The sequence below is a fragment of the Rossellomorea sp. DA94 genome, from assembly GCF_029834455.1.
Taxonomy (GTDB): Bacteria; Bacillota; Bacilli; order Bacillales; family Bacillaceae_B; genus Rossellomorea; species Rossellomorea vietnamensis.
The window spans coordinates 440945-461497 of record NZ_CP122397.1 but is presented as its reverse complement, the minus strand read 5'-3'; the positions used below and the strand labels follow the sequence as shown (position 1 = coordinate 461497).

At 47.8% G+C, this 20553-nt stretch carries 18 protein-coding genes; all 18 read right to left on the bottom strand.

Annotated features, from left to right (window positions below; genetic code table 11):
* Positions 1-20: 20 nt before the first annotated feature.
* The gene (ilvN, locus tag P8596_RS02425; RefSeq protein WP_034761039.1) at positions 21-545 is read right to left on the bottom strand and encodes an acetolactate synthase small subunit; all 525 of its coding nucleotides are present in this window, start codon (positions 543-545) and stop codon (positions 21-23) included.
* Entirely contained in the window at positions 542-2263 is a 1722-nt protein-coding gene (ilvB, locus tag P8596_RS02420) for an acetolactate synthase large subunit (protein ID WP_279725725.1), read from the bottom strand. Before ilvB ends, ilvN begins: the two co-directional genes overlap by 4 nt.
* Before the next feature lie 335 nt (positions 2264-2598).
* Positions 2599-4266, bottom strand: a complete 1668-nt coding sequence (gene ilvD / locus P8596_RS02415) for a dihydroxy-acid dehydratase (protein ID WP_279725724.1) — start codon at positions 4264-4266, stop codon at positions 2599-2601.
* Between the two features lie 15 nt (positions 4267-4281).
* Positions 4282-5181: a branched-chain-amino-acid transaminase gene (gene ilvE, locus P8596_RS02410; protein ID WP_034761033.1), complete on the bottom strand. Its 900-nt coding sequence runs from the start codon at positions 5179-5181 to the stop codon at positions 4282-4284.
* 471 nt (positions 5182-5652) lie between these two features.
* Positions 5653-6798, bottom strand: coding sequence for a homogentisate 1,2-dioxygenase (locus tag P8596_RS02405; RefSeq protein ID WP_254652901.1), 1146 nt, complete (start codon positions 6796-6798; stop codon positions 5653-5655).
* Positions 6764-7729, bottom strand: coding sequence for a fumarylacetoacetate hydrolase family protein (locus tag P8596_RS02400; protein WP_279725723.1), 966 nt, complete (start codon positions 7727-7729; stop codon positions 6764-6766). The genes P8596_RS02405 and P8596_RS02400 overlap by 35 nt, the downstream gene beginning before the upstream one ends.
* A gap of 6 nt (positions 7730-7735) precedes the next feature.
* Positions 7736-8347: a flavin reductase family protein gene (locus tag P8596_RS02395; RefSeq protein ID WP_224521506.1), complete on the bottom strand. Its 612-nt coding sequence runs from the start codon at positions 8345-8347 to the stop codon at positions 7736-7738.
* Position 8348: 1 nt separating this feature from the next.
* Positions 8349-9458: a histidinol-phosphate transaminase gene (gene hisC / locus P8596_RS02390; RefSeq protein WP_224521507.1), complete on the bottom strand. Its 1110-nt coding sequence runs from the start codon at positions 9456-9458 to the stop codon at positions 8349-8351.
* Between the two features lie 181 nt (positions 9459-9639).
* Positions 9640-10755 carry a 4-hydroxyphenylpyruvate dioxygenase gene (gene hppD / locus P8596_RS02385; protein WP_254652899.1) on the bottom strand — a complete coding sequence of 372 codons (1116 nt, stop codon included), beginning with the start codon at positions 10753-10755 and terminating at the stop codon, positions 9640-9642.
* A gap of 120 nt (positions 10756-10875) precedes the next feature.
* Positions 10876-12303, bottom strand: a complete 1428-nt coding sequence (lpdA, locus tag P8596_RS02380) for a dihydrolipoyl dehydrogenase (protein ID WP_279725721.1) — start codon at positions 12301-12303, stop codon at positions 10876-10878.
* Positions 12304-13482, bottom strand: coding sequence for a dihydrolipoamide acetyltransferase family protein (locus P8596_RS02375; RefSeq protein ID WP_254652897.1), 1179 nt, complete (start codon positions 13480-13482; stop codon positions 12304-12306).
* A gap of 15 nt (positions 13483-13497) precedes the next feature.
* Entirely contained in the window at positions 13498-14493 is a 996-nt protein-coding gene (locus P8596_RS02370; RefSeq protein WP_279725719.1) for an alpha-ketoacid dehydrogenase subunit beta, read from the bottom strand.
* Position 14494: 1 nt separating this feature from the next.
* Complete coding sequence (pdhA, locus tag P8596_RS02365) at positions 14495-15559, bottom strand: pyruvate dehydrogenase (acetyl-transferring) E1 component subunit alpha (protein ID WP_254652896.1); 1065 nt, start codon at positions 15557-15559, stop codon at positions 14495-14497.
* A 62-nt stretch (positions 15560-15621) separates the two neighbouring features.
* Positions 15622-16728 (bottom strand): Leu/Phe/Val dehydrogenase, encoded by a 1107-nt coding sequence (locus P8596_RS02360; RefSeq protein ID WP_279726953.1) that lies wholly within the window; start codon positions 16726-16728, stop codon positions 15622-15624.
* A 101-nt stretch (positions 16729-16829) separates the two neighbouring features.
* Positions 16830-17225: a thioesterase family protein gene (locus P8596_RS02355; protein WP_279725717.1), complete on the bottom strand. Its 396-nt coding sequence runs from the start codon at positions 17223-17225 to the stop codon at positions 16830-16832.
* Positions 17226-17440: 215 nt separating this feature from the next.
* On the bottom strand, positions 17441-18235 hold the full coding sequence (locus P8596_RS02350; protein WP_279725715.1) for an ABC transporter ATP-binding protein: 795 nt from the start codon (positions 18233-18235) through the stop codon (positions 17441-17443).
* Entirely contained in the window at positions 18210-19238 is a 1029-nt protein-coding gene (locus tag P8596_RS02345) for an ABC transporter permease (protein ID WP_061810012.1), read from the bottom strand. The genes P8596_RS02350 and P8596_RS02345 overlap by 26 nt, the downstream gene beginning before the upstream one ends.
* Before the next feature lie 16 nt (positions 19239-19254).
* A complete protein-coding gene (locus P8596_RS02340; RefSeq protein WP_034762640.1) occupies positions 19255-20226 on the bottom strand; it encodes an ABC transporter substrate-binding protein in 972 nt (323 codons plus the stop codon).
* Between the last annotated feature and the right edge of the window lie 327 nt (positions 20227-20553).

Below are 20553 nucleotides of genomic sequence, written 5' to 3'. Positions count from 1 at the left end.
TACGTTTTTTAACATTACTTCTAATTTACAATTGAATACTGTTTCAGATCCGTGACCGATTTTCCATTGCCCCTTGCAAATGCCGTGATGCCGGTTCGGGCGATCTCTTTGATTCCATATGGTCTTAACAGGTCGATGATGGCTTCGATCTTGGATGTCTCACCGGTTACCTGAACCGTTACACTGTCCCTTGCCACATCAATGATGGCGGCTCTGAACGGTTCAACAATGCCGTTGATTTCAGAACGTGTCTGCCCCGTACTCAATACCTTGATAAGAGCCAGTTCCCTGGCAACGACTCCTTGATCCGTGATGTCGGAAACCTTGAGGACATCGATCTGTTTATGGAGCTGCTTCAGGAGCTGTTCGATTTTACGATCGTCTTCTACGTTGACGACGAAGGTCATCCTCGAAATCCCTTCCGTTTCTGTATATCCGACCGAAATACTTTCAATATTGAACTGCCGCTTTGTAAACAATCCGGTCACCCGGTTCAAGACACCGCTCCGGTTATGAACAAGGGCTGTTACAATCCGCTTCCTCATGGTTTCACTCCTAACATTTCGTGTAATCCTTTACCTGGAGCCACCATCGGGTAGACATTTTCCTTCGGGTTCACCCAGCAATCGATGAGCACCGGTTCATCACTTGTTAAGGCTTCTTTTAAAACAGAATCTACTTCTTCCTGGGTTTTTACTTTATATCCCTTGATCCCATATGATTCAGCCAGTTTCACAAAATCTGGCTGGGTGGAGAACACCGATTGGGAATACCTCTCTTCGAAGAACGTTTCCTGCCACTGCCTCACCATTCCAAGTGTGCCGTTATTGAGAAGGACCACTTTTACAGGAAGGTTCAATTCTTTCAGGAGGACAAGCTCCTGGAGAGTCATCTGGAAGCCTCCATCCCCTACAAAGGCGACCACTGTACTGTCCGGGTTTGCTAACTGTGCCCCGATCGCTGCGGGGAATCCGAATCCCATCGTGCCGAGTCCTCCGGATGTGACCCAGTTATTCGGCTTTTTAAAAGAATAGTATTGGGCCGCCCACATTTGATGCTGACCCACGTCCGTTGTGACGACGGCTTCCCCGTTCGTCATTTCGTACACCTGCTCAATCAACCGCTGTGGGGACAATACATCATGAGCCTGGTTATACCAGAAAGGATATTCCCTTTTGTATGATGTAAGATGCTGATGCCAGGCATCGAAATCGGGCTTCTCGGTCTCATGTTGAAGGAGCCTGGCTAGCGCCTGTTTCGCATCGGCCACGATCGGAATCTGGGTTTCAACGTTCTTGCCAATCTCAGCCGGGTCAATGTCGATATGAACCACTTTGGCTTTCGGTGCAAAGGTAGCGAGATTCCCTGTTAAACGATCATCGAAACGGGCCCCGATATTGATGAGCAAGTCACATTCATGGATAGCCATATTACTCGTATAACACCCGTGCATTCCCGCCATGCCAAGAAACAGGGTATGGTCTGCCGGGAATCCCCCTAGTCCCAATAAGGTGTGAACCACCGGGATGTCATATTGTTCAGCGAATGCCTTCAATTCATCTGTCGCCTTTCCGTGAAGCACTCCTGCCCCTGCAAGGATGACGGGCTGCTTCGACACCTTGATCGCATCCACCAGCTTCTTGATTTGGAGGGGATTCGGATAAAAGTTAGGCTGATAACCGGGTAAGTCCATCTCCACTTCGTGTACCGGGTAGGCCTGCTCTAAGGTCAAGTCTTTTGGAATATCGACAAGTACGGGTCCGGGCCTCCCGGTTGATGCGATGTGAAAGGCTTCCTTCACGATCCTCGGTAAATCTTTAATATCCCGTACCTGGTAATTATGCTTGGTGATCGGCATCGTGATGCCTACCACGTCCGCTTCCTGGAATGCGTCGGTCCCGATAACCCCCGACGCCACCTGCCCCGTAAAGACGACCAGTGGAAGGGAGTCCATCATGGCATCGGCAATCCCCGTCACGAGATTGGTAGCACCCGGTCCAGATGTCGCAATGACCACACCCGGCTTCCCTGATACCCTTGCATAACCCTCAGCCGCGTGGATGGCCCCCTGTTCATGACGGGCGAGTACGTGCTTGATCGGGGCTTTGTATAGAGCATCGTAAATCGGCAAGACCGCTCCTCCAGGGTACCCAAACAGAATCTCAACCTTTTCCTCCTTCAAAGCTTTCATGAGCATATCAGCACCGTTGCCGTTTTCTGTCAGTGTCTGTGAAGCCGGTTCTGCCTCTACCTTCGCTCTCATTGCCTATCTCCTCCTTTATTACTTTTTCTTTCAAACAAAAAAGACCTTTCCACCCACTACGACAGAGTTCATCTTTCGCAGGGGCGAAAAGGTCTTGATCCTTTCCACGGTACCACCCTCGTTCAGAGATGATCGATATCATCTCCCTTGGCAGGCTGATCGGTTTCATCAGCCTTTGTTTTTGTAACGAGTATCATCTACTCGATCGTTCCTACTTACACGGTTCAGAACGATACTCAGAGGGGATGTCGGTATTGGTTGTATTACTGGTTTGCAGCACCACCAGCTCTCTGAAAATACAGCTCCCAATCCTTTAACCTCTTCAACGCTTTCACTTATTCCGTTTTCAAGATTCCACCTGTACTTGCTGATGTAACAAGTTTTGCGTATCTTGCAAGATACCCTTTTTTGATTTTCGGAGAAGGCTGTACCCACTCCTGTTGCCTGAACGTCAACTCTTCTTCAGAAACCATGAGGGAAATCGTCCGGTTTGTAAGATCAATGAAGATGGGATCTCCATTTTCCACCACACCGATCGGCCCTCCTTCGGCTGCTTCAGGGGAGACATGCCCGATGGAAATACCACGGGATGCACCTGAAAATCTGCCGTCTGTCATGAGTGCGACTTGCTTCTCAAGTCCGCGTCCTGCAATGGCTGCTGTCGGTGCCAGCATCTCCGGCATTCCCGGACCGCCCTTTGGACCTTCATATCTGATAACGACAACATGACCTTCTTTCACTTCTCCGCTTTCAATTCCGGCAAGGGCATCATCCTGGGATTCATATACAATCGCTTCACCCATGAATGTTTTAATGGATGGGTCGACTGCCCCTACTTTGATGACACCGCCATTAGGAGCAATATTCCCGAAGAGAACGGATAATCCCCCGACTGGACTGTGGGCATTTTCCCTGCGGCGTATGACATCATCATTTTGAATATGAGCATCCTTCACATTTTCATAAAGGGATTTCCCTGTAACGGTGATGCGGTCTTTGTGTACAGCTTCCATTTCACAGAGCTCTTTAATGATGGCGCTGACCCCTCCGGCATTGTGAACATCCTGCATGGAGTAATCCGAGGCCGGGCTTATCTTGGATAGATAGGGAACCCTTTCTGCGACTTTATTGATCCGGTTGATGTCGTAATCGATTTCCGCCTCATTGGCAATTGCCAGCGTATGGAGGACGGTATTCGTCGAGCCTCCCATCGCCATATCCAGGGCGAATGCGTCATCGATGGTATCTTCCGTGATGATATCCCTCGGTTTGATATCTTTCTTAACCATTTCTACGAGGTACTTTGCTGCATCCTTGATTAACTGGTGACGCTCATCAGAAGTAGCCACGATCGTTCCATTCCCCGGTGGAGCCATTCCTAGCATTTCCATCAGGGAATTCATGGAGTTCGCCGTGAACATCCCGGAGCATGACCCACAGGTCGGACAGGCATTTGCTTCGATATCGAGAAGCTGTTCTGCCGTCATCCTTCCTGACTGGTGGGCGCCGACCCCTTCGAAAACGGATACGAGTGATAGTGGCTTCCCTTCACTTGAGACTCCTGCTTCCATGGGGCCTCCCGATACAAAAACGGAAGGGACATTGGTTCTGACTGATGCCATCAGCATTCCCGGTGTGATCTTGTCACAGTTTGGAATGTAGAATACTCCGTCAAACCAGTGAGCATTGATGACCGTTTCTGCCGAGTCGGCGATCAGTTCGCGACTTGGGAGTGAGTACCTCATCCCGATATGCCCCATGGCGATCCCGTCATCAACACCGATCGTATTGAATTCGAACGGGATTCCCCCCGCTTCCCGGATCGCTTCTTTCACCACCTGGGCGAATCCGTTTAAATGCATATGACCGGGGATGATGTCGATATAAGAGTTACATACCCCGATAAATGGTTTTTCCATGTCTTCGAGCTTGACTCCCGTCGCGTAGAGTAAACTGCGGTGGGGAGCCCGGTCGATCCCTTTCTTGATCATGTCACTTCGCACGTCATCACCTCCAACTTAGCCAACTTGAGCGTTTTGTTTGTAAACTTTTCTTCCATCCTGCGTGACAGTGTTTCTGAATTCCTGTAATAATTGATTTGTATACTTTCCAGGTTTTCCGTCTCCGATGACACGTCCGTCAACTTTTACAACGGCAATGACTTCAGCGGCTGTTCCTGTTAAGAACACTTCATCTGCTGTATATACATCATGTCGGGTGAAGACTTCTTCTTTCATCTCGAAACCTGCTTTTTCGGCAATTTCGATGATGGCATTCCGGGTGATCCCTTCGAGCGCTCCTACATATCCTGGAGGTGTAAGGATTTTCCCTTTCTTCACGATGAAGATGTTATCAGCTGATCCTTCTGCTACATATCCTTGATCGTTCAACATCAAAGCTTCGCTTACGCCTGCAAGGTTGGCTTCGATTTTAACGAGAATGTTATTTAAGTAGTTTAATGATTTAACTTTAGGTGAAAGTACATCCGCACGATTTCTCCGGCTTGCGACGGTAACGATATCAATGCCCGTTTCGTACAAGCTTTTAGGGAATAAAGCCAGTTGTTCAGCTATGACGATGATCTGTGGCTTCCTGCAAGTGAATGGATCCAGCCCCAGGTTTCCAACCCCCCTGGAAATGACCACCCGTATGTAGGCATTTTCGAGTTTATTTTTTTTCAATGTATCAACGATAATGTCGCTCATCTCTTCTTTAGAGAGTTCAATGTGCAGCATGATGGATTTTGCTGAGTCATAAAGGCGATCAACATGTTCATCCAGACGGAACACGTTCCCATCGTACATTCGAATCCCTTCGAACACTCCATCTCCATATAGAAAACCATGGTCGTACACAGATACAACTGCGTCTTCCTTTTTTACGTATTGTCCGTCTAAGTAGATCCACTGTTCGTTCATGTTAATCATTCCTTTCCCGGTTGTAATTTATTTGATTATTCAGAAATTTATTTTCGCAACGAAAGTACGTTGACTTGATAAGCCTACTCAGAACGCGGCTGATTGGTTTGTGACTGCCGCTTCCCGCCGGCTCTGTTTTTTATATTGAGGACAATATTACTCCCGTTTCCCAGGAAGGTCAACAGGCTTTTTGTAAATTATTTGACTATTTAGATTAATCTGATTATAAGTAAACGCTTACATCTTTGTCCTTATAGAGTTTGTGGGAAGAAAAAATTTTTTAAGAATTTTTTCATTAAGGGTGGTGAATGGTGGTTCAGATTTGGAGAATACCTCTTGAAAAAATTTTCGACAAAATCCTACAGGTATCGGCGTTCGGGGTGTTTGTACCCAGCCGGATCGGATCTGGAATAGGCATGTTCATGCAACAAAAAAAAATCAATCCAGAGTCTGGCCTCTGGATTGATTCTTCTATACCCATGTGAACATATAATTCTGATCTTCGACATCGTTTGCTTCTTTGACGATTTTCAACGGTTTGAAGGTATCGATCATGACAGCGAGCTCCAAGGTTTCTTTTTTTCCGACACTGGCTTCCGTCGTTCCTGGATGAGGCCCGTGTGGAATTCCACTCGGATGTAGGGTGATCGACCCTTCCTTGATCCCCTTCCTGCTCATGAAATTCCCTTCAACATAATACAGCAGTTCATCACTGTTCACATTGCTGTGGTTATAGGGAGCCGGGATCGATTCAGGATGATAATCATATAATCGCGGCACGAATGAACATACGACGAAGTTATGACCTTCAAACGTCTGGTGGACAGGCGGCGGCTGATGGACACGGCCGGTGATCGGCTCGAAATCCTCTATGTTGAATACCCATGGATATAAATATCCATCCCATCCGACGACGTCCAGTGGATGATGATCCAATACATGGGAATGAAGCGCACCCCTGGATTTGGTGATCACTTCAAACTCTCCCTTTTCATCGTTCGTTTCAAGCTTCTCAGGTCCCCGCAGATCACGCTCACAAAACGGACTGTGTTCCAGCAGCTGCCCGTACTCGTTACGATAGCGACGAGGAGTGGTGATCTGGCTGAAGGACTCGACGATCAGCATCTTCGTCTCTTCTTCAGGAACGACCCGGTAGATGGTTCCGATCGGAATCACCACATAATCACCTTTTCCATACGTGATCGTTCCGAACATCGTCTCTACCTTTCCTTTACCAAAATGGATATAAAGCATTTCATCACCGTCACCATTCCGGTAAAAGCTTGTCATCTCTTCCGTGACATAGGCGGTTCCAATCAATAAATCGGAGTTACCAAGTAAATACTCACGGCTCTTTAAGGCACAGCCTTTCTTCTCGACTTTGTCTGTAAAGAAATGTCGATGACGCAGAGCACCCTCTTCCTCAAATTCCGGCATATAACTGCCTAAAAACTCTGTTTTCGCCACAGCCGTAGGCAAGTGATGATGATACAGGATCGATTGGGTTCCCGAAAATCCCTTCGTTCCCATGACCTGCTCCCTGTAAAGCGTTCCGTCTTCCTTTTTAAACATGGTGTGACGTTTATGAGGTATGTTCCCCAATTGACGATAGTACATGGTCTTCCCCCTTTCTTCTCTCTACAATCGTATTCCTTAATACTCCTAATCCCTTAATCTCTAATTCCACTACGTCCCCGGGCTTCAACCACGGATGCTTCTCGGGACCAAGCTCTAAAATGCAGCCGCTGCCGACCGTACCGGATCCGATCACCTCACCGGGATACAGGGTGACGTCTTTCGATGCGCGCTCGATCATGTTTTCAAATGTATAATGAATATCCTGATAATTCCCCTCGGATAAGAGCTTCCCATTCACTTTTGCCGTCATGGGCAGATCAAGACGTTCCCCGTTTCGATACGTATCCATCTCATCTTTCGTCACTACATAAGGTCCGAATGACGTGGCAAAATCCTTTCCTTTCGCAGGACCGAGCCCGACTTTCATTTCATGCTTCTGGATGTCCCTTGCACTCCAGTCATTCATGATCATATAGCCGTAAATGAAGTCTTGCGCGCTTCCTGGGGAAATGTTCCTGCCTTCTTTTCCGATGACGCAGGCGATTTCCAGCTCGTAATCGAGCCACTCACAGCCGGCAGGTTTCGCGATGGGATCGCCTGGACCTTTTACAGCTAAGTGATTGGTGAAATAAAACACGGGAATGTCATACCATTCCGGCACCACATCGAGCCCCCTTCGTTTACGGGCCGTTTTCACATGCTCTTCGAAGGCATAGAAATCCCGGATGCTCACAGGTCTTGGAATCGGTGCCTTCAGTGTGACGTCCCGTAATGGATACACTCCCTCTTCTCCCTCTGAAAAAGCACCCAGCTCCTTCATCCGTTTCAGTCCTTCGTCACCAAGATCGATGATGGATAACATATCTTTAGGGAGTGAGCCTCCGCTCACAGCATGGATGTCCACGACAAGTTCATCCTGAACCATCCCCGCCTTTACTTCTCCATCTATAAAAAAACTAACCAACTTCACGTGTCATCACCTTTTTCGAATCAATTCAAATGAATCGGATAATGGTTTGGTGTACATCTGGCCGGCAAGCCTTCCCACCGGTTTGAGTTTCTCTGAATCTATTTTCCCGTCATAGTAGAGTTCATCATTGACCCTGACACACTCCACCTTCCCGATGACAAGGCTTCCTGCACCAGGATGATCGCCGAAGTGAAGGACCTCATGAAGCACGCATTCCAACTGAACCTTGCTTTCCGTCACTCCAGGAGGCTTTACAGTGATGGACTCCTTTTTCGTCAGTCCGACCTGTTCAAATTCATCCACGTCGGAATCAAATTCGATGGCACAGTTATTCATCTCCTCCACAAACTCTTCACTGACGATGTTGATGACAAATTCCTTCGTTTTCTCGATATTTCGAAGGGTATCCTTTTTGCTGCCATCTTTCCCTCTTCTCATGGGAGAGAAGCAGACGAGCATAGGCTCTGCAGAAATCGCCGTAAAGAAGCTGTATGGAGCGAGGTTCGCATTCCCTTTTTCATCAATGGATGAAACAAAGGCAATCGGTCTTGGCAGAATCGAGCCGATCATCAATTTATACGCTGACTGCCACTCAAGGGTCTGGGGTTTGATGTCCATTTCACTTCACCCCTTTGTTATTCAAAATGGATTCCAGCGCTGCAACAAATCGTTTATTATCCTCTTCTGTTCCAACCGTGACCCTGACCGTGTCCGGGTATCCCAGAAGCGTTCCTGAACGAACGACGAGACCCTCTTTTACGAGTTCATGGGACACCACGTCCCCATTCAAGCCTGTGTCCACCATGATAAAGTTGGATTGAGAAGGGAAATAGGATAAGCCCATCCGGTCGAATTCCCCCTCCAAGTAATGACGACCCTGTTCGTTCTTATGGGTGCACTCCCTTATAAACGCCTGATCTTCCAGGGCAATGATCGCCGATTTCTGGGCAACGGTATTCACATTGAAGACATCCTTCACTTTACGGAGCTGTTCAGCAATTTCCTCATTCATGACTCCGAACCCGACCCTTAACCCGGCAAGGCCATAAATTTTTGAAAATGTCCTGAGGACGATCAGGTTTTCGAATGCCGTAAGAAGCGGCAGGGTTTCTAAATAATCATCGGTTGTCACGTACTCCATATAAGCTTCATCGACCACCACGAGAACGTTGGATGGGACACTTTCGATAAACTGCAGTAGTTCCCTTTTCCCTACAATGGTCCCCGTTGGATTATTGGGGTTGCAGACAAAGATCAATTTTGTTCTTGGTGTGATGTGGTCATGCATGCCCTGTAAATCATGGGTACCGGCTACGAGAGGGACAATGACGGGTGTGCCTCCCTCTAACAACACATTGGTCTGATACCTCGGAAACGTCACATCGGCCATGATCGCCTCGTCTCCGCTGCTCAAATAGGCCCTCGTCAACAGCCGGATCACTTCATCCGATCCGTTCCCGAATACGAGTTGTTCTTTCGGAACGCCCAAGAACGCTGAAACTTTTTGACTCAGGTCCACCGCAGCCCCGTCGGGATATAAAAACAAGTCGCTTCCGTTTTCTTTAAACCACTCTTTCACTTTCGGGGAGCAGCCATATATATTTTCGTTTTCCGATAACTTTCTGATCGAGCTGAGTCCATGCTCCTTCTTTAAATCCAGAAGCGTCTTCCCCAGCACATATGGAGCGATATGTGTGACCGCTTCCCTTGTTTTGAACTTCAGTGCCATACATATACCCTCGCCTTCCTCATGGATGAAGGGGGTTGACTCATGTGTTAGCTTGTCTTCCCGTTCAAATAGGTACCTGCAATCGGTACGATATTAAGCGTAGAAGCAGCTAATCTCTTCATGAGTTAACCCCCTGACCGGTCCTTTGACCCCCGTTATATATATTCTATCTATCTATTTTTTATAGGTTTCCTCTGCGCTCCTGTTCGCGTTCGATGGATTCGAATAGTGCTTTGAAGTTCCCTTCGCCGAATCCCCTCGCCCCTTTACGCTGGATCACTTCGATGAATAGTGTAGGACGATCCACGATAGGCTTCGTAAAAATTTGAAGCAGGTACCCTTCGTCATCCCTGTCCACTAAAATATTCAACTCTTTGATTTGCGAAATCTCTTCATCGATTTCACCTACACGCTCTGAGAGCATTTCGTAGTAGGAATCCGGAGTGCTCAGGAACTCTACTCCATTTTCCTTAAGAATCCCGACTGTCTTCACGATATCCTCTGTCAGGATGGCAATATGCTGCACTCCCGGACCACCGTAGAACTCAAGATATTCCTGGATTTGTGATTTGCGCTTCCCTTCAGCAGGTTCATTGATCGGGAATTTGATACGGCCGCCGTTATGCATGACCTTGGACATCAGGGCAGAATATTCTGTTGTGATATCTTCATTCGTGAAATGACGCATTTCCTTGAAGCCCATCACTTTTTCGTAGTATTCCACCCACTCTTCCATGCGCTCCACATTTCCGACGACGTGGTCGACAGCGATGATGCCGGCATCTTCGTTTTTAAGCGCCGTATCATATTTTTCAAATCCAGGCATGAAAATCCCTTTGTAATCTTTACGTTCCACAAGTGTATGGATCGTGTCCCCATATGTACCGATCACGGCTTTCTTCACTGTTCCGTTATCGTCTTCCAGTGTGGAAGGGGGCATGATTTCAATGGCACCACGTTCCACCGCTCCACTGTAAGCCTTCTCAATATCATCCACGACAAGTGCGATGTCTTTGATGCCGTCTCCGTGTTTCTTCACGAATTGGGATACCCGGCTTCCTTCATGCAGACTCCCTGTAATGAGCAATCTCACCTTGTTTTGTTGCAATACATAGGATACCGTGTCACGATTGCCTGTTTCGAGCCCTGAATAAGCAACGGTCTTAAATCCGAATGCTGTACAGAAAAAGTGGGCTGCCTGCTTTGCATTACCTGTATAATATTCTAAATAATCGACATCTCTTACCGGGAATACCTCTTCTGCCTTAGCCTGCTTTTTTGCTACGTTCTCTTGCATATTAACCCCTCCATTAAACGTAAGTATATTCTGAATATTATATTAAATCGTTTTATACAACTTCTCAAGAATGGCTAGTAAAGCTTAAACGCTTCTCTGTGATGAAGTCCGTCCCTCTTTTTATCTCACTGGCTCCTTTTTTCTGGGTGGCATATGCACGGCATCCCCCTTTAAACCTTCGACCGCTTCGAGCATGGTCTCATTCATGCTGGGGTGGGGATAGAGCGGAAAGCGAAAGTCCTCATCCCTCGCTGCCATTTCGAGTCCCATTACACCTGCCGTGATCAGCTCGACCGCACCCATTCCCATCATATGAATACCAAGGATCATATCCGTTTCACTGTCTGACACGACTTTGACGAATCCGTCCTTCTCCTCTGTGAGCTGGGCGTACCCATTTCCCCTGACAGGGTTCTCACTCACTGTGACCGAATAGCCTTCACTCTTCGCTTCCTCTTCTGTAAGGCCGGCGTACGCAATCGAGGGACTCATCTGCACCACCGTAGGCACGAACCGCAGATCCACTTCTACCGGAAGACCCGCCATTGCCTCTGCAGCTGCCTTCCCCTGCTTGATCGCCTTCACGGCGAGGGACGGACCTCCCGTCACATCCCCGATCGCCCAAATATGGGGAATGGAGGTCCGTCCCTCCCGATCTGTCTGGATATATCCCTGCCCGGTTGTTTCGATACGAAGGCGGTCGAGACCGAGATCAGATAGATTCGGTTTTACTTGACCGCTCACGACAAAGTGAGAACCTTCAATGGAGACCGTTTCTCCATCTTCTTTTTGGAGCTCTGCAAGGACAAGTCCGTCCCTCTCACTGGCCTTTTTCAGTACGCAATCTTTGATGACACTGATTTTCTGTTTTTTTAACTGCCTGGACAATTCTTTGGAAAGGGAGGGATCCAATGCTAATTCTTCACTCAGGATTAGCGTGACCCGACTTCCCAATGTTGAGAAAACGGACGCGATCTCCAATGAAATGTAATCTGCACCATACATGATCAGTTCCCGGGGGATGTCCTCCAGCTCAAACACCTGTCTTTCCTTCAGGATCGTATCATCATTGAAGATAATTTCATCCGGATAGTGAAAGCCTCCACCTGTTGCGACGATCGCCTCTTTAAAATTAAGAAGACTGAACTCATGCCCGTTTTCGACTCCGATACGGGATTCTGACAGGAATGAAGCCGTCCCTTTTATGATTTCAACCTTGTTTGCTTTACAGAGGGATTCCACACCGGTACGGAGCTGGGTGATTTTTTTATTTTTATAGTGTTGAAGAGTCGCAAGGTTTGCCTCTACTTCCCCGAACTCCATCCCCATTTCCTTCAGGTGCTTCGTCTTTTTGAATTCCTGGGCAAAATGGGTAAATACCTTTGATGGGATGCAGCCTTTATTCAAGCAGGTACCCCCCAGGTCCTCCCGTTCGATCAGCGTGACCTGTCTACCGAGGCCCGCTGCTCTGATGGCTGCGTGATAGCCTCCGGGACCTCCTCCGATGACAATGACGTCTTTTTCTTCTGTAATTTCTCCCACTACCATTTATATCAACTCCAAAAGCATGGATTGAGGCTCTTCGATCAAATCCCTCAAACGATTTGTAAAGGTCACGGCCGACCCGCCATCCACCACTCTGTGATCAAAGGACATGGATACATTCATCATGGAGCGGACGACAATGTCATCGTGTTCATTCACCATCGGACGCTTCTTCGTTTTATGAAAGGCTATGAGGGCCACTTCCGGCTCGTTAATGATCGGGGTGGCCCCGATCGATCCGTTCAGCGGGCCGACATTACTGACCGTGAAGGTACCTCCTTTGATCTCTTTCATCGCAAGCTTGCCTTCCTGAGCCTTGACGGTGAGGGCCTTCATTTCAGCCTGGATTTCGACCATTGTCATTCCTTCCACCCCTTTGATGACAGGAACGATCAGACCATCATCCGTGTCGACTGCGACACCGATATTATGGTGTGGCTGAAGCTCGATACATTCTTCCTCTTCATTGAGGCGGGCATTGAAGATCGGGAACTCTTTTAAACAGACAGAAAGAGCTTTGATAAAAAACGCCCCCATGGAAACGGACTGTCCCCCTCTTTTCATCGTATCTTTCCAGACTAATAGATTCGTCACGTCGATTTCTTCAAAATGGGTGCAGTGAGGGATGGTTCTGAGTGAATGAGCCATCTTGGAAGCAATTTGTTTTCTCCTGCCCCTGAAAGGGATGGTGTTTGGCACGGTTTCTGCTGGCTTCGGTTGAACAGCAGGAACAGTTTCCTCTTCAGGTTTTGGAGACGCCCCTATGTCGCCTTTCATATAGAGGAGAACATCTTCATCGACGATTCTGCCCCCGGCCCCTGAACCAACCACTTCTTCTATATTGACCCCATTTTCTCTTGCGATTTTTCTCGTATACGGGGAAGCAAGGATCCTCTTCTTCTTTAAGACCTGAGTCGTCTGGGAAACGGTACGGCGGCTAGCATCCCTGCTTTCCTTTTCCATCAGCAATACCGTCGATCCGACGGGAATCGTCTCACCTTCACTTACGGTGAATTCCTTAATCACACCTGAAAATGGTGCCGGGATTTCCGCCGTCATTTTATCTGTTTGTACCTCTACAAGTGGTTGATCCGCTTTTACGATATCCCCCACCTTCACAAGAAAGTGATTGATATTGGCTTCGGTCATCCCTTCCCCGATATCATGAAGCTTAACTTCCATGGACTCCCTCCTTGTCTAATAGCGCGCCACTTTCTCCACTGCAGCAAGCACTCGTTTACTGTCAGGCAAATAGAAATCTTCAAATCCGAAATACGGGACAGGTGTATCGAATCCTGTTACGCGCTCTGTGGGCGCTTTTTGATATAAAAAAGATTTGTCATTGATGATTGCAAGTACATCATTTCCAACCCCACCCGTTGCATGGGCTTCGTGGACGATGACGGTCCTCCCGGTCTTCTGGACAGAGTTTGAGATCAAATCCTTATCAAGGGGATAAAGGGTTCTGAGGTCAAGTACCTCGCAGGAGATGCCTTTATCCGCCGCTTCCTTCGCTGCGTCCTCGGCTACCTTCACCATCGCACCCCATGCAATGATTGTGACATCCTCCCCTTCTGCTACTACCTTTCCCTTCCCGATTTCCACGGTGTACTTCTCTTCCGGTACTTCCTCTTTAGAAGACCGGTAGCATCTCATGGGCTCAAGAAACAGGACGGGATCGGGGTCTTCAATCGCCGCAATCAGAAGACCTTTGGCATCATACGGTGTGGCCGGACAGACAACCTTGATTCCCGGCATGTGAGTGAAAAGTGCCTCTGTGCTATCGGAATGGATTTCCGGCGCCCGGACCCCGGCCCCATAAGGAGCCCTGATGACCAGTGGGCAGGTGAAAGACCCGAGTGTGCGTGCCCGTATTCTGGAAGCATGGGTCATGATCTGCTCATATGCCGGGTAGATGAATCCTAAAAACTGGACCTCCGTCACCGGGCGGAATCCATTCAAACCCATCCCGATGGCGGCACCGATAAACCCGGCTTCACTTAAGGGTGTATCCAGCACCCGGTCTTCGCCGAATTCCTGTTGCAGGCCGTCAGTCGCCCGGAACACTCCCCCGTTCGTCCCGATATCCTCCCCCATCAACAGGACGTCCTCGTTTTCTTCGAGCATCACTCTCATGGCATCCGTGATGGCCTGAACCATCGTCAACGTCTTCATTTTCGTTAAGGTGCTCATTCTATTCACCTCTCAATTGCTCAATGAGCTTTTCTTTTTGTTCCTGGATCGTCCATGTCGGTTTGGCAAACACATAATCGAAGATCAAACCCGGATCCGCGGCTGGATATGCTTCCAGTTCGTCGACGGCAAGGTCCACTTCTTTCGCACATTCCTTTTGGACAGAAGCCGTCCATTCCTCGTCAAGCCAGCCCCTTAGCTTCATGTATTTGGTTAAACGATCGACGGGGTCATTATCTTTACGCCTGGACTCGCTTTCCTGCTGGTTACGGTACTTCGTCGGATCATCGGCTGTCGTATGGGCACCATATCTCCATGTCACCGATTCGATTAAGGTAGGTCCGTCCCCGTTCCTTGCTCGCTCCAGTGCTTTCAATGTTTCAAAATAAACGGCAAAAATATCATTGCCGTCGATGCGGACGCTTGGGATATCATAGGCCAGGGCTTTCTGGGCGATGGTCTTTGTCTTCATTTGCTTGTGGATGGGGACAGATATGGCATATTGATTATTTTGATTGAAAAAGACGACTGGAGCCCCCCATACACTTGCCAGATTCAATCCTTCATGAAAATCGCCCTCGGAAGTGGCGCCGTCGCCGAAATAGACAATGGCCGCATTCCGGGTTCCTTTTCTCTTTTCAGCGAAAGCCGCGCCTACCGCATGTGGAAGCTGGGTCGCAATCGGGATGCCTGGAGTGAAGATATTCTTCCCTTCAGGAGGGACACACCCTTCATTCCTCCCTTTCCAGAAAAGAAGGATATGAAGGAGCGAATGTCCGAATGTCATGGTTGCGCCATGATCGCGGTAGGATGGAAATAACCAGTCTTTCTCCTGCAGGGCAAGGGCGCTCCCCACCTGGGATGCCTCCTGACCTTCATATGGTGCATAGGTTCCGATACGGCCCTGGCGCTGAAGGCTTACGGCTTTACGATCGAAGGTGCGGATCCTCATGAGATGCCGGTAAAACGTACGGGCCAATTCTTCTGAAATGTCTTTTTCATACTCGCTTTGAACCAGTTGTCCTTGTTGGTCCATGACTTGGACCAGTTGAAATTCCTCGATCATTTCATCACCTCGTGTGGTGCAATATTGTTGGAGATTCGGGATAATCATGAAACTGCCTGGATTTACGTTCTCACCGACCACTTCGGACGCTTCGCATGGGAGAAGAAGCTGTTCCTTCTCGTGCGTGCGTGGATCCGGTCCTCGCAGAAACGGTTGGCCGCTTCCACCGTGGTCATGTGCTCATTTTCCGACTGCAGATAGATGTTTTGAAGGCTGTTGTAAATGGCGCTTGTCTTTTGAAGGACCCGTTCTTTGTTCGGCTCATATAATTCGTCCGCCACCTGGATCAGTCCTCCGGCATTGACGATGTAATCAGGGGCATACAGGATCCCTTTTTCGTGCAGCTTCAGCCCATGGGAAAGATCTAATAGCTGATTATTGGCAGAACCCACCACCGCCTTTACCTTTAACTGATCCACCGTGTGATCGTTGATGACTCCCCCGATGGCACATGGCACGAAGACATCCGCATCGACAGAATAAATTTCCTCTCCGGATACGACCTTTATGGCTGCACCCATGTTCTTCGCTTTCGCAACCAATAGATCGATGGATTTCTGACTGATATCCGTTACATACAGATCGGCTCCCTCTTCCAGCAGTCGCTCTGCTACTTTAAACCCGACTTTCCCGAGCCCCTGAATGGCGTAGCTTTTTCCATGAAGGTCTTTTGAACCCCAGACATTTTGGTTTGTCGCCTGCAACCCATAAATCACCCCCATGGCCGTCGGGATGGATGAATCACCGCTTCCGCCGTACTCTTCATTGACGCCGACGATACAATTTGTCTCTTTCAAGGCATAAACGAAATCTTCAGGCGTGGTCCCCATATCCGTCCCTGTATAGAATCGTCCATTAAGGGATTCGACGAATTGACCGAAGGCACGGAACAGCTCCGGATGTTTATCTTTTTCCGGATCTCCGATAATGACCGCCTTCCCTCCACCGAAGTCGACGTCGGCCGCTGCACATTTATACGTCATGCCTTTGGATAGGCGCAGGACGTCTTCAAGCGCTTCATCTACTGATGAATAAGGTCTCATGCGGCATCCGCCAAGAGCTGGACCGAGGGTGGTATTATGTATGGCGATGATGGCTTTCAGCCCTGTTTCCTCATCGTTGCAAAAAACGACCTGTTCATGGTTCTGTATTTTCTGGAACATATCCATATCATTTCCCCCTACAAGCTCTCTGTTTGTAACCGCTTTCAATTCAGTCGATACTTTAGACACTTTGCTTCCTCCTTTTACTACCCGCTTCATAAATGGATCTAGCTCTCTTGTATTCTTTCTTTGATTATCTCTTTCGGTAATACCACTTGCTTCACTTCACCTTTTCCGATAAGTCTGTCACTCTCTCTATCTCTGACAGTCACTTCCGTTACGATGACGTTTCGTTCATATTCAATAACGTTCGCTCTAATTTCAAGAAGGGAACCTGTTTTCGCCGGAGCCACATGCCGGGCGTTCACCTCTGCCCCCATTCCTTCTTCGTGATCTTCCAAATAGGGTAGAATGACTTTCCTGGATGCCCATTCCATGTGATACACCATTGACACCGTTGAATACACGGGATGAACCACGTTTCCTTCAAACTGGGCATACATGCCGGGGATGACTTCAGTTGTAATAACGGCGGTATGTCCTACTGCTAATCCAGACTTCATTGCTTTCCCCCTTTAAACCAACGAATCATACATTTTTATATAACGTTAATTCAACGATATAATAACATTTTGTTTTATAAATAGTCAATAAATTGTTAAAATATTTAAAATATTATATTAATATAAGTTATGCAAAGTGATTCTATTAACGCAAAAAAGCAACGGAACCAAAGCCCCGTTGCTTTTTACAGAAGGTTGTTTATTCTTTTTATATTCTATGAAAGAAGTGCCCGATCACTTGCCAGTTGACTGCCACGGATCCTCTGGAATTCGTGAAGCAATCCTTCGACGGTGAGATGCTTCTTCTGTTCTTCATTCACTTCAAGGATGATCTGTCCCTTATCCATCATGATCAAGCGGTTCCCGAGATCCAGGGCCTGCTGCATGTTATGGGTGACCATCAATGTAGTGAGCTTGTATTTCTCCACAATTTCCTTTGTCAGGTTCGTAATCAGATCCGCACGGGCCGGATCAAGGGCAGCCGTGTGTTCGTCCAATAGCAGGATCGATGGCTCTGTGAAGGTCGCCATCAATAGGGAAAGGGCCTGCCGTTCTCCACCTGACAATAATCCCACCTTGGCATTCAGACGGTTTTCAAGTCCGAGATGAAGGGTTTCAAGTACTTCTTTAAAGAACACTTTCCGCTTCTTCGTGACCCCCATCTTGAAGGTTCTCGTCCGGTTGCGGGAATACGCCATGGCCAGGTTCTCCTCTATGGTCATGGATGGCGCCGTCCCTGCCATGGGATCCTGGAATACGCGGCCAATGAGCTTTGAACGTTTATACTCAGAAACCTTCGATACTTCGTGGTCATCGATCAACACATTTCCGATATCAGGAATCAACACCCCTGAGACGATGTTCATCAGTGTCGATTTCCCCGCGCCGTTACTCCCGATGACCGTCACGAAATCACCTGGTTTCAGAGAGAGCTGAATATCATCAAGGGCGATTTTCTCATCGGGTGTCCCTTCATTGAATACTTTATGAATTCGATTTAATTGTAACACCGCCATCACCCTTTCTCTCTGAAATCGACGTTTGGTTTACCCGTTCCGCCATCCGCTGCGCCTTTCGTTTCTTATCCTTGTAACGATCCATCACCTTAGGCATGACAAGGGCCAGAATGACGATGGTTGCTGTGATCAGTTTCATATCTCCTGTTTCAAGGAAATCGACACGAAGAGCCATGGAAACGACCAATCGGTAGATGATTGCCCCGCCGATAACGGCTAAGGTCGTACGGGCAATCGTCTTCGTTCCGAATAATGCTTCTCCGATGATGACAGAAGCGAGCCCAATGATGATCATCCCGATTCCCATTCCGACGTCGGCAAAACGGCTGTATTGGGCGATGAGGGCACCGGATAGCGCCACCATCCCATTCGAGATCCCCAATCCAAGAATGATCATCAGATTCGTATTGGCAGAGAAGCTGCGGATCATCCGCTGATTATCCCCAGTCGCTCTCAACGCCAACCCGATTTCCGTTTTCAAAAATGCGTCTGTCAAAAATTTGATCACCAGTGTAATGATCGTCATGATGAACAGAATGCTCCATGTTCCCGGAACTGGCTCCCCAAGCCCGATGCCTGTCCATACTTTATTAAGGGCGGCATCGATTCCAAGAGGGGACCAGAATCCTTCTATCCCTGTAAACGCAGTATCCTGACTGAGCAGGGGTACATTCGATCTCCCCATGATCCGAAGATTGATGGAATAAAGGGCGATCATCATCAAGATCCCTGATAATAAGGCATTTATTTTACCAAACGTATGAAGTAAACCTGTTATACATCCTGCTACAAATCCGATCACTATCGCCGTAATCGTTGCGATGACGGGGTTTACGCCACTGACGATCATGGTTGCAGCGACAGCGGCCCCTGTTACGAAGCTGCCATCGACTGTTAAATCAGGAAAATCCAATATCCGAAAGGACAGGTAGACTCCGAGGGCCATAATAGCGTAAATGATTCCAGATTCAAAGGATGCGAATATTGCTGTTGGCACGAATCATCATCCCTTCCTATTTTTCTTCGATAAACTTCCCAAGGTCTGACCAGGCTTCCTGTACTTCCACACCTTGTTCTTCAGCTGCCGCTTTATTGAACATCAACTCGAAGTTTTCCGGAGCCTGTACAGGGAGTTCAGAAGGCTTTTTCTCCCCTTTTAAGATCTTCACCGCCATCAACCCGGTTTGGTAACCAAGATCTTCATAGTTGAATCCACTTGCAGCAATGGCTCCTTTTTTCAATGAATCGAGTTCCCCGACGAATAGAGGAATATCCTTTTCATTCGCTACCGTGATGACCGACTCAAGGGCTGAAACGACTGTGTTATCTTTCGGGATGTAAAGGGCATCGACCCTTCCCACCATGGATTCAGTCGCCTGTTTCACATCTGCAGACGTTGAAACCGTTGCTTCAACCACTTCCACGCCTTTTTCTTTCGCGAGTTTATTCACTTCAGCTACCTGCACAACAGCATTTTGCTCTCCGGAATTATATACAATCCCGATCTTCTTCGCTTTCATTTCATCCGTGATAAAGTGGAGTGTCTTTGAAATCGCTTCTGGGTGAGTATCCGTCGTACCAGTAATATTCTCACCTGGCTCGTCAAATGACTTGACCAGTTCAGCACCGACAGGATCCGTGACAGAGGTGAATACGATTGGAATGTCTTTCGTTGCATTCAGGGCAGTTTGTGCACTTGGGGTAGAGTTTGCAAAGATTAGGTCTACACCGTCCCCGACAAAGTTCTTCGCAATGCTTTGTGAGTTACTTTGGTCTCCTTGAGCGATTTGAACATCATACTTAACGTTTTCGCCTTCCTTGAAACCGTTTTCATCCAAAGCTTTCTTAAAACCTTCAAATGCCGCATCCAGTGATGGATGTTCCACAATCTGGGTTACCCCGATGACATATTGCTTCTCACCATCTCCACCGCCGGAACTCTTATCACTACCACATCCTGATAGAATCAGCATTCCAAATAACATAGAGATCACAACAAGTAATAAACTCTTCTTCTTCACAGAAATCCCCCTTTTTCTCTTCCTGATATATGATCAGTAGTCTACTAGACTAGCAAATCCATGTATGATAAAAATATGAACGAACGTAAATACAACGTTATATTATCACTCCAGTCACAAAATAGTCAATAATATTCGGAAAATTTAAAAATTAATACTAGTATAGTCGGTCTTGGGGGGAATATCTAGAGGAAGTTACGGAAAATTTTTGTGCAATAGCTTTCTGACATGAGGATAGAATCTGTGCCACTTTGTGAACCCTACCAAAAAAAGCGCCCTCCCTAAAAGGAG

Excerpts from the sequence above, each read along its gene's own strand:
- P8596_RS02375 (WP_254652897.1), bottom strand. The coding sequence starts at position 13,482 with ATGGAAGTTAAGCTTCATGATATCGGGGAAGGGATGACCGAAGCCAAT.
- pdhA (WP_254652896.1), bottom strand. The coding sequence starts at position 15,559 with ATGATCGAGGAATTTCAACTGGTCCAAGTCATGGACCAACAAGGACAA.
- P8596_RS02395 (WP_224521506.1), bottom strand. The coding sequence starts at position 8,347 with ATGGACATCAAACCCCAGACCCTTGAGTGGCAGTCAGCGTATAAATTG.
- ilvB (WP_279725725.1), bottom strand. The coding sequence starts at position 2,263 with ATGAGAGCGAAGGTAGAGGCAGAACCGGCTTCACAGACACTGACAGAA.
- hppD (WP_254652899.1), bottom strand. The coding sequence starts at position 10,755 with ATGCAAGAGAACGTAGCAAAAAAGCAGGCTAAGGCAGAAGAGGTATTC.
- P8596_RS02355 (WP_279725717.1), bottom strand. The coding sequence starts at position 17,225 with ATGAAGTCTGGATTAGCAGTAGGACATACCGCCGTTATTACAACTGAA.
- P8596_RS02405 (WP_254652901.1), bottom strand. The coding sequence starts at position 6,798 with ATGTACTATCGTCAATTGGGGAACATACCTCATAAACGTCACACCATG.
- ilvE (WP_034761033.1), bottom strand. The coding sequence starts at position 5,181 with ATGAACGAACAGTGGATCTACTTAGACGGACAATACGTAAAAAAGGAA.
- P8596_RS02340 (WP_034762640.1), bottom strand. The coding sequence starts at position 20,226 with ATGTTATTTGGAATGCTGATTCTATCAGGATGTGGTAGTGATAAGAGT.
- P8596_RS02360 (WP_279726953.1), bottom strand. The coding sequence starts at position 16,728 with ATGGATATGTTCCAGAAAATACAGAACCATGAACAGGTCGTTTTTTGC.
- ilvN (WP_034761039.1), bottom strand. The coding sequence starts at position 545 with ATGAGGAAGCGGATTGTAACAGCCCTTGTTCATAACCGGAGCGGTGTC.
- hisC (WP_224521507.1), bottom strand. The coding sequence starts at position 9,458 with ATGGCACTGAAGTTCAAAACAAGGGAAGCGGTCACACATATCGCTCCA.
- lpdA (WP_279725721.1), bottom strand. The coding sequence starts at position 12,303 with ATGGTAGTGGGAGAAATTACAGAAGAAAAAGACGTCATTGTCATCGGA.
- P8596_RS02370 (WP_279725719.1), bottom strand. The coding sequence starts at position 14,493 with ATGAGCACCTTAACGAAAATGAAGACGTTGACGATGGTTCAGGCCATC.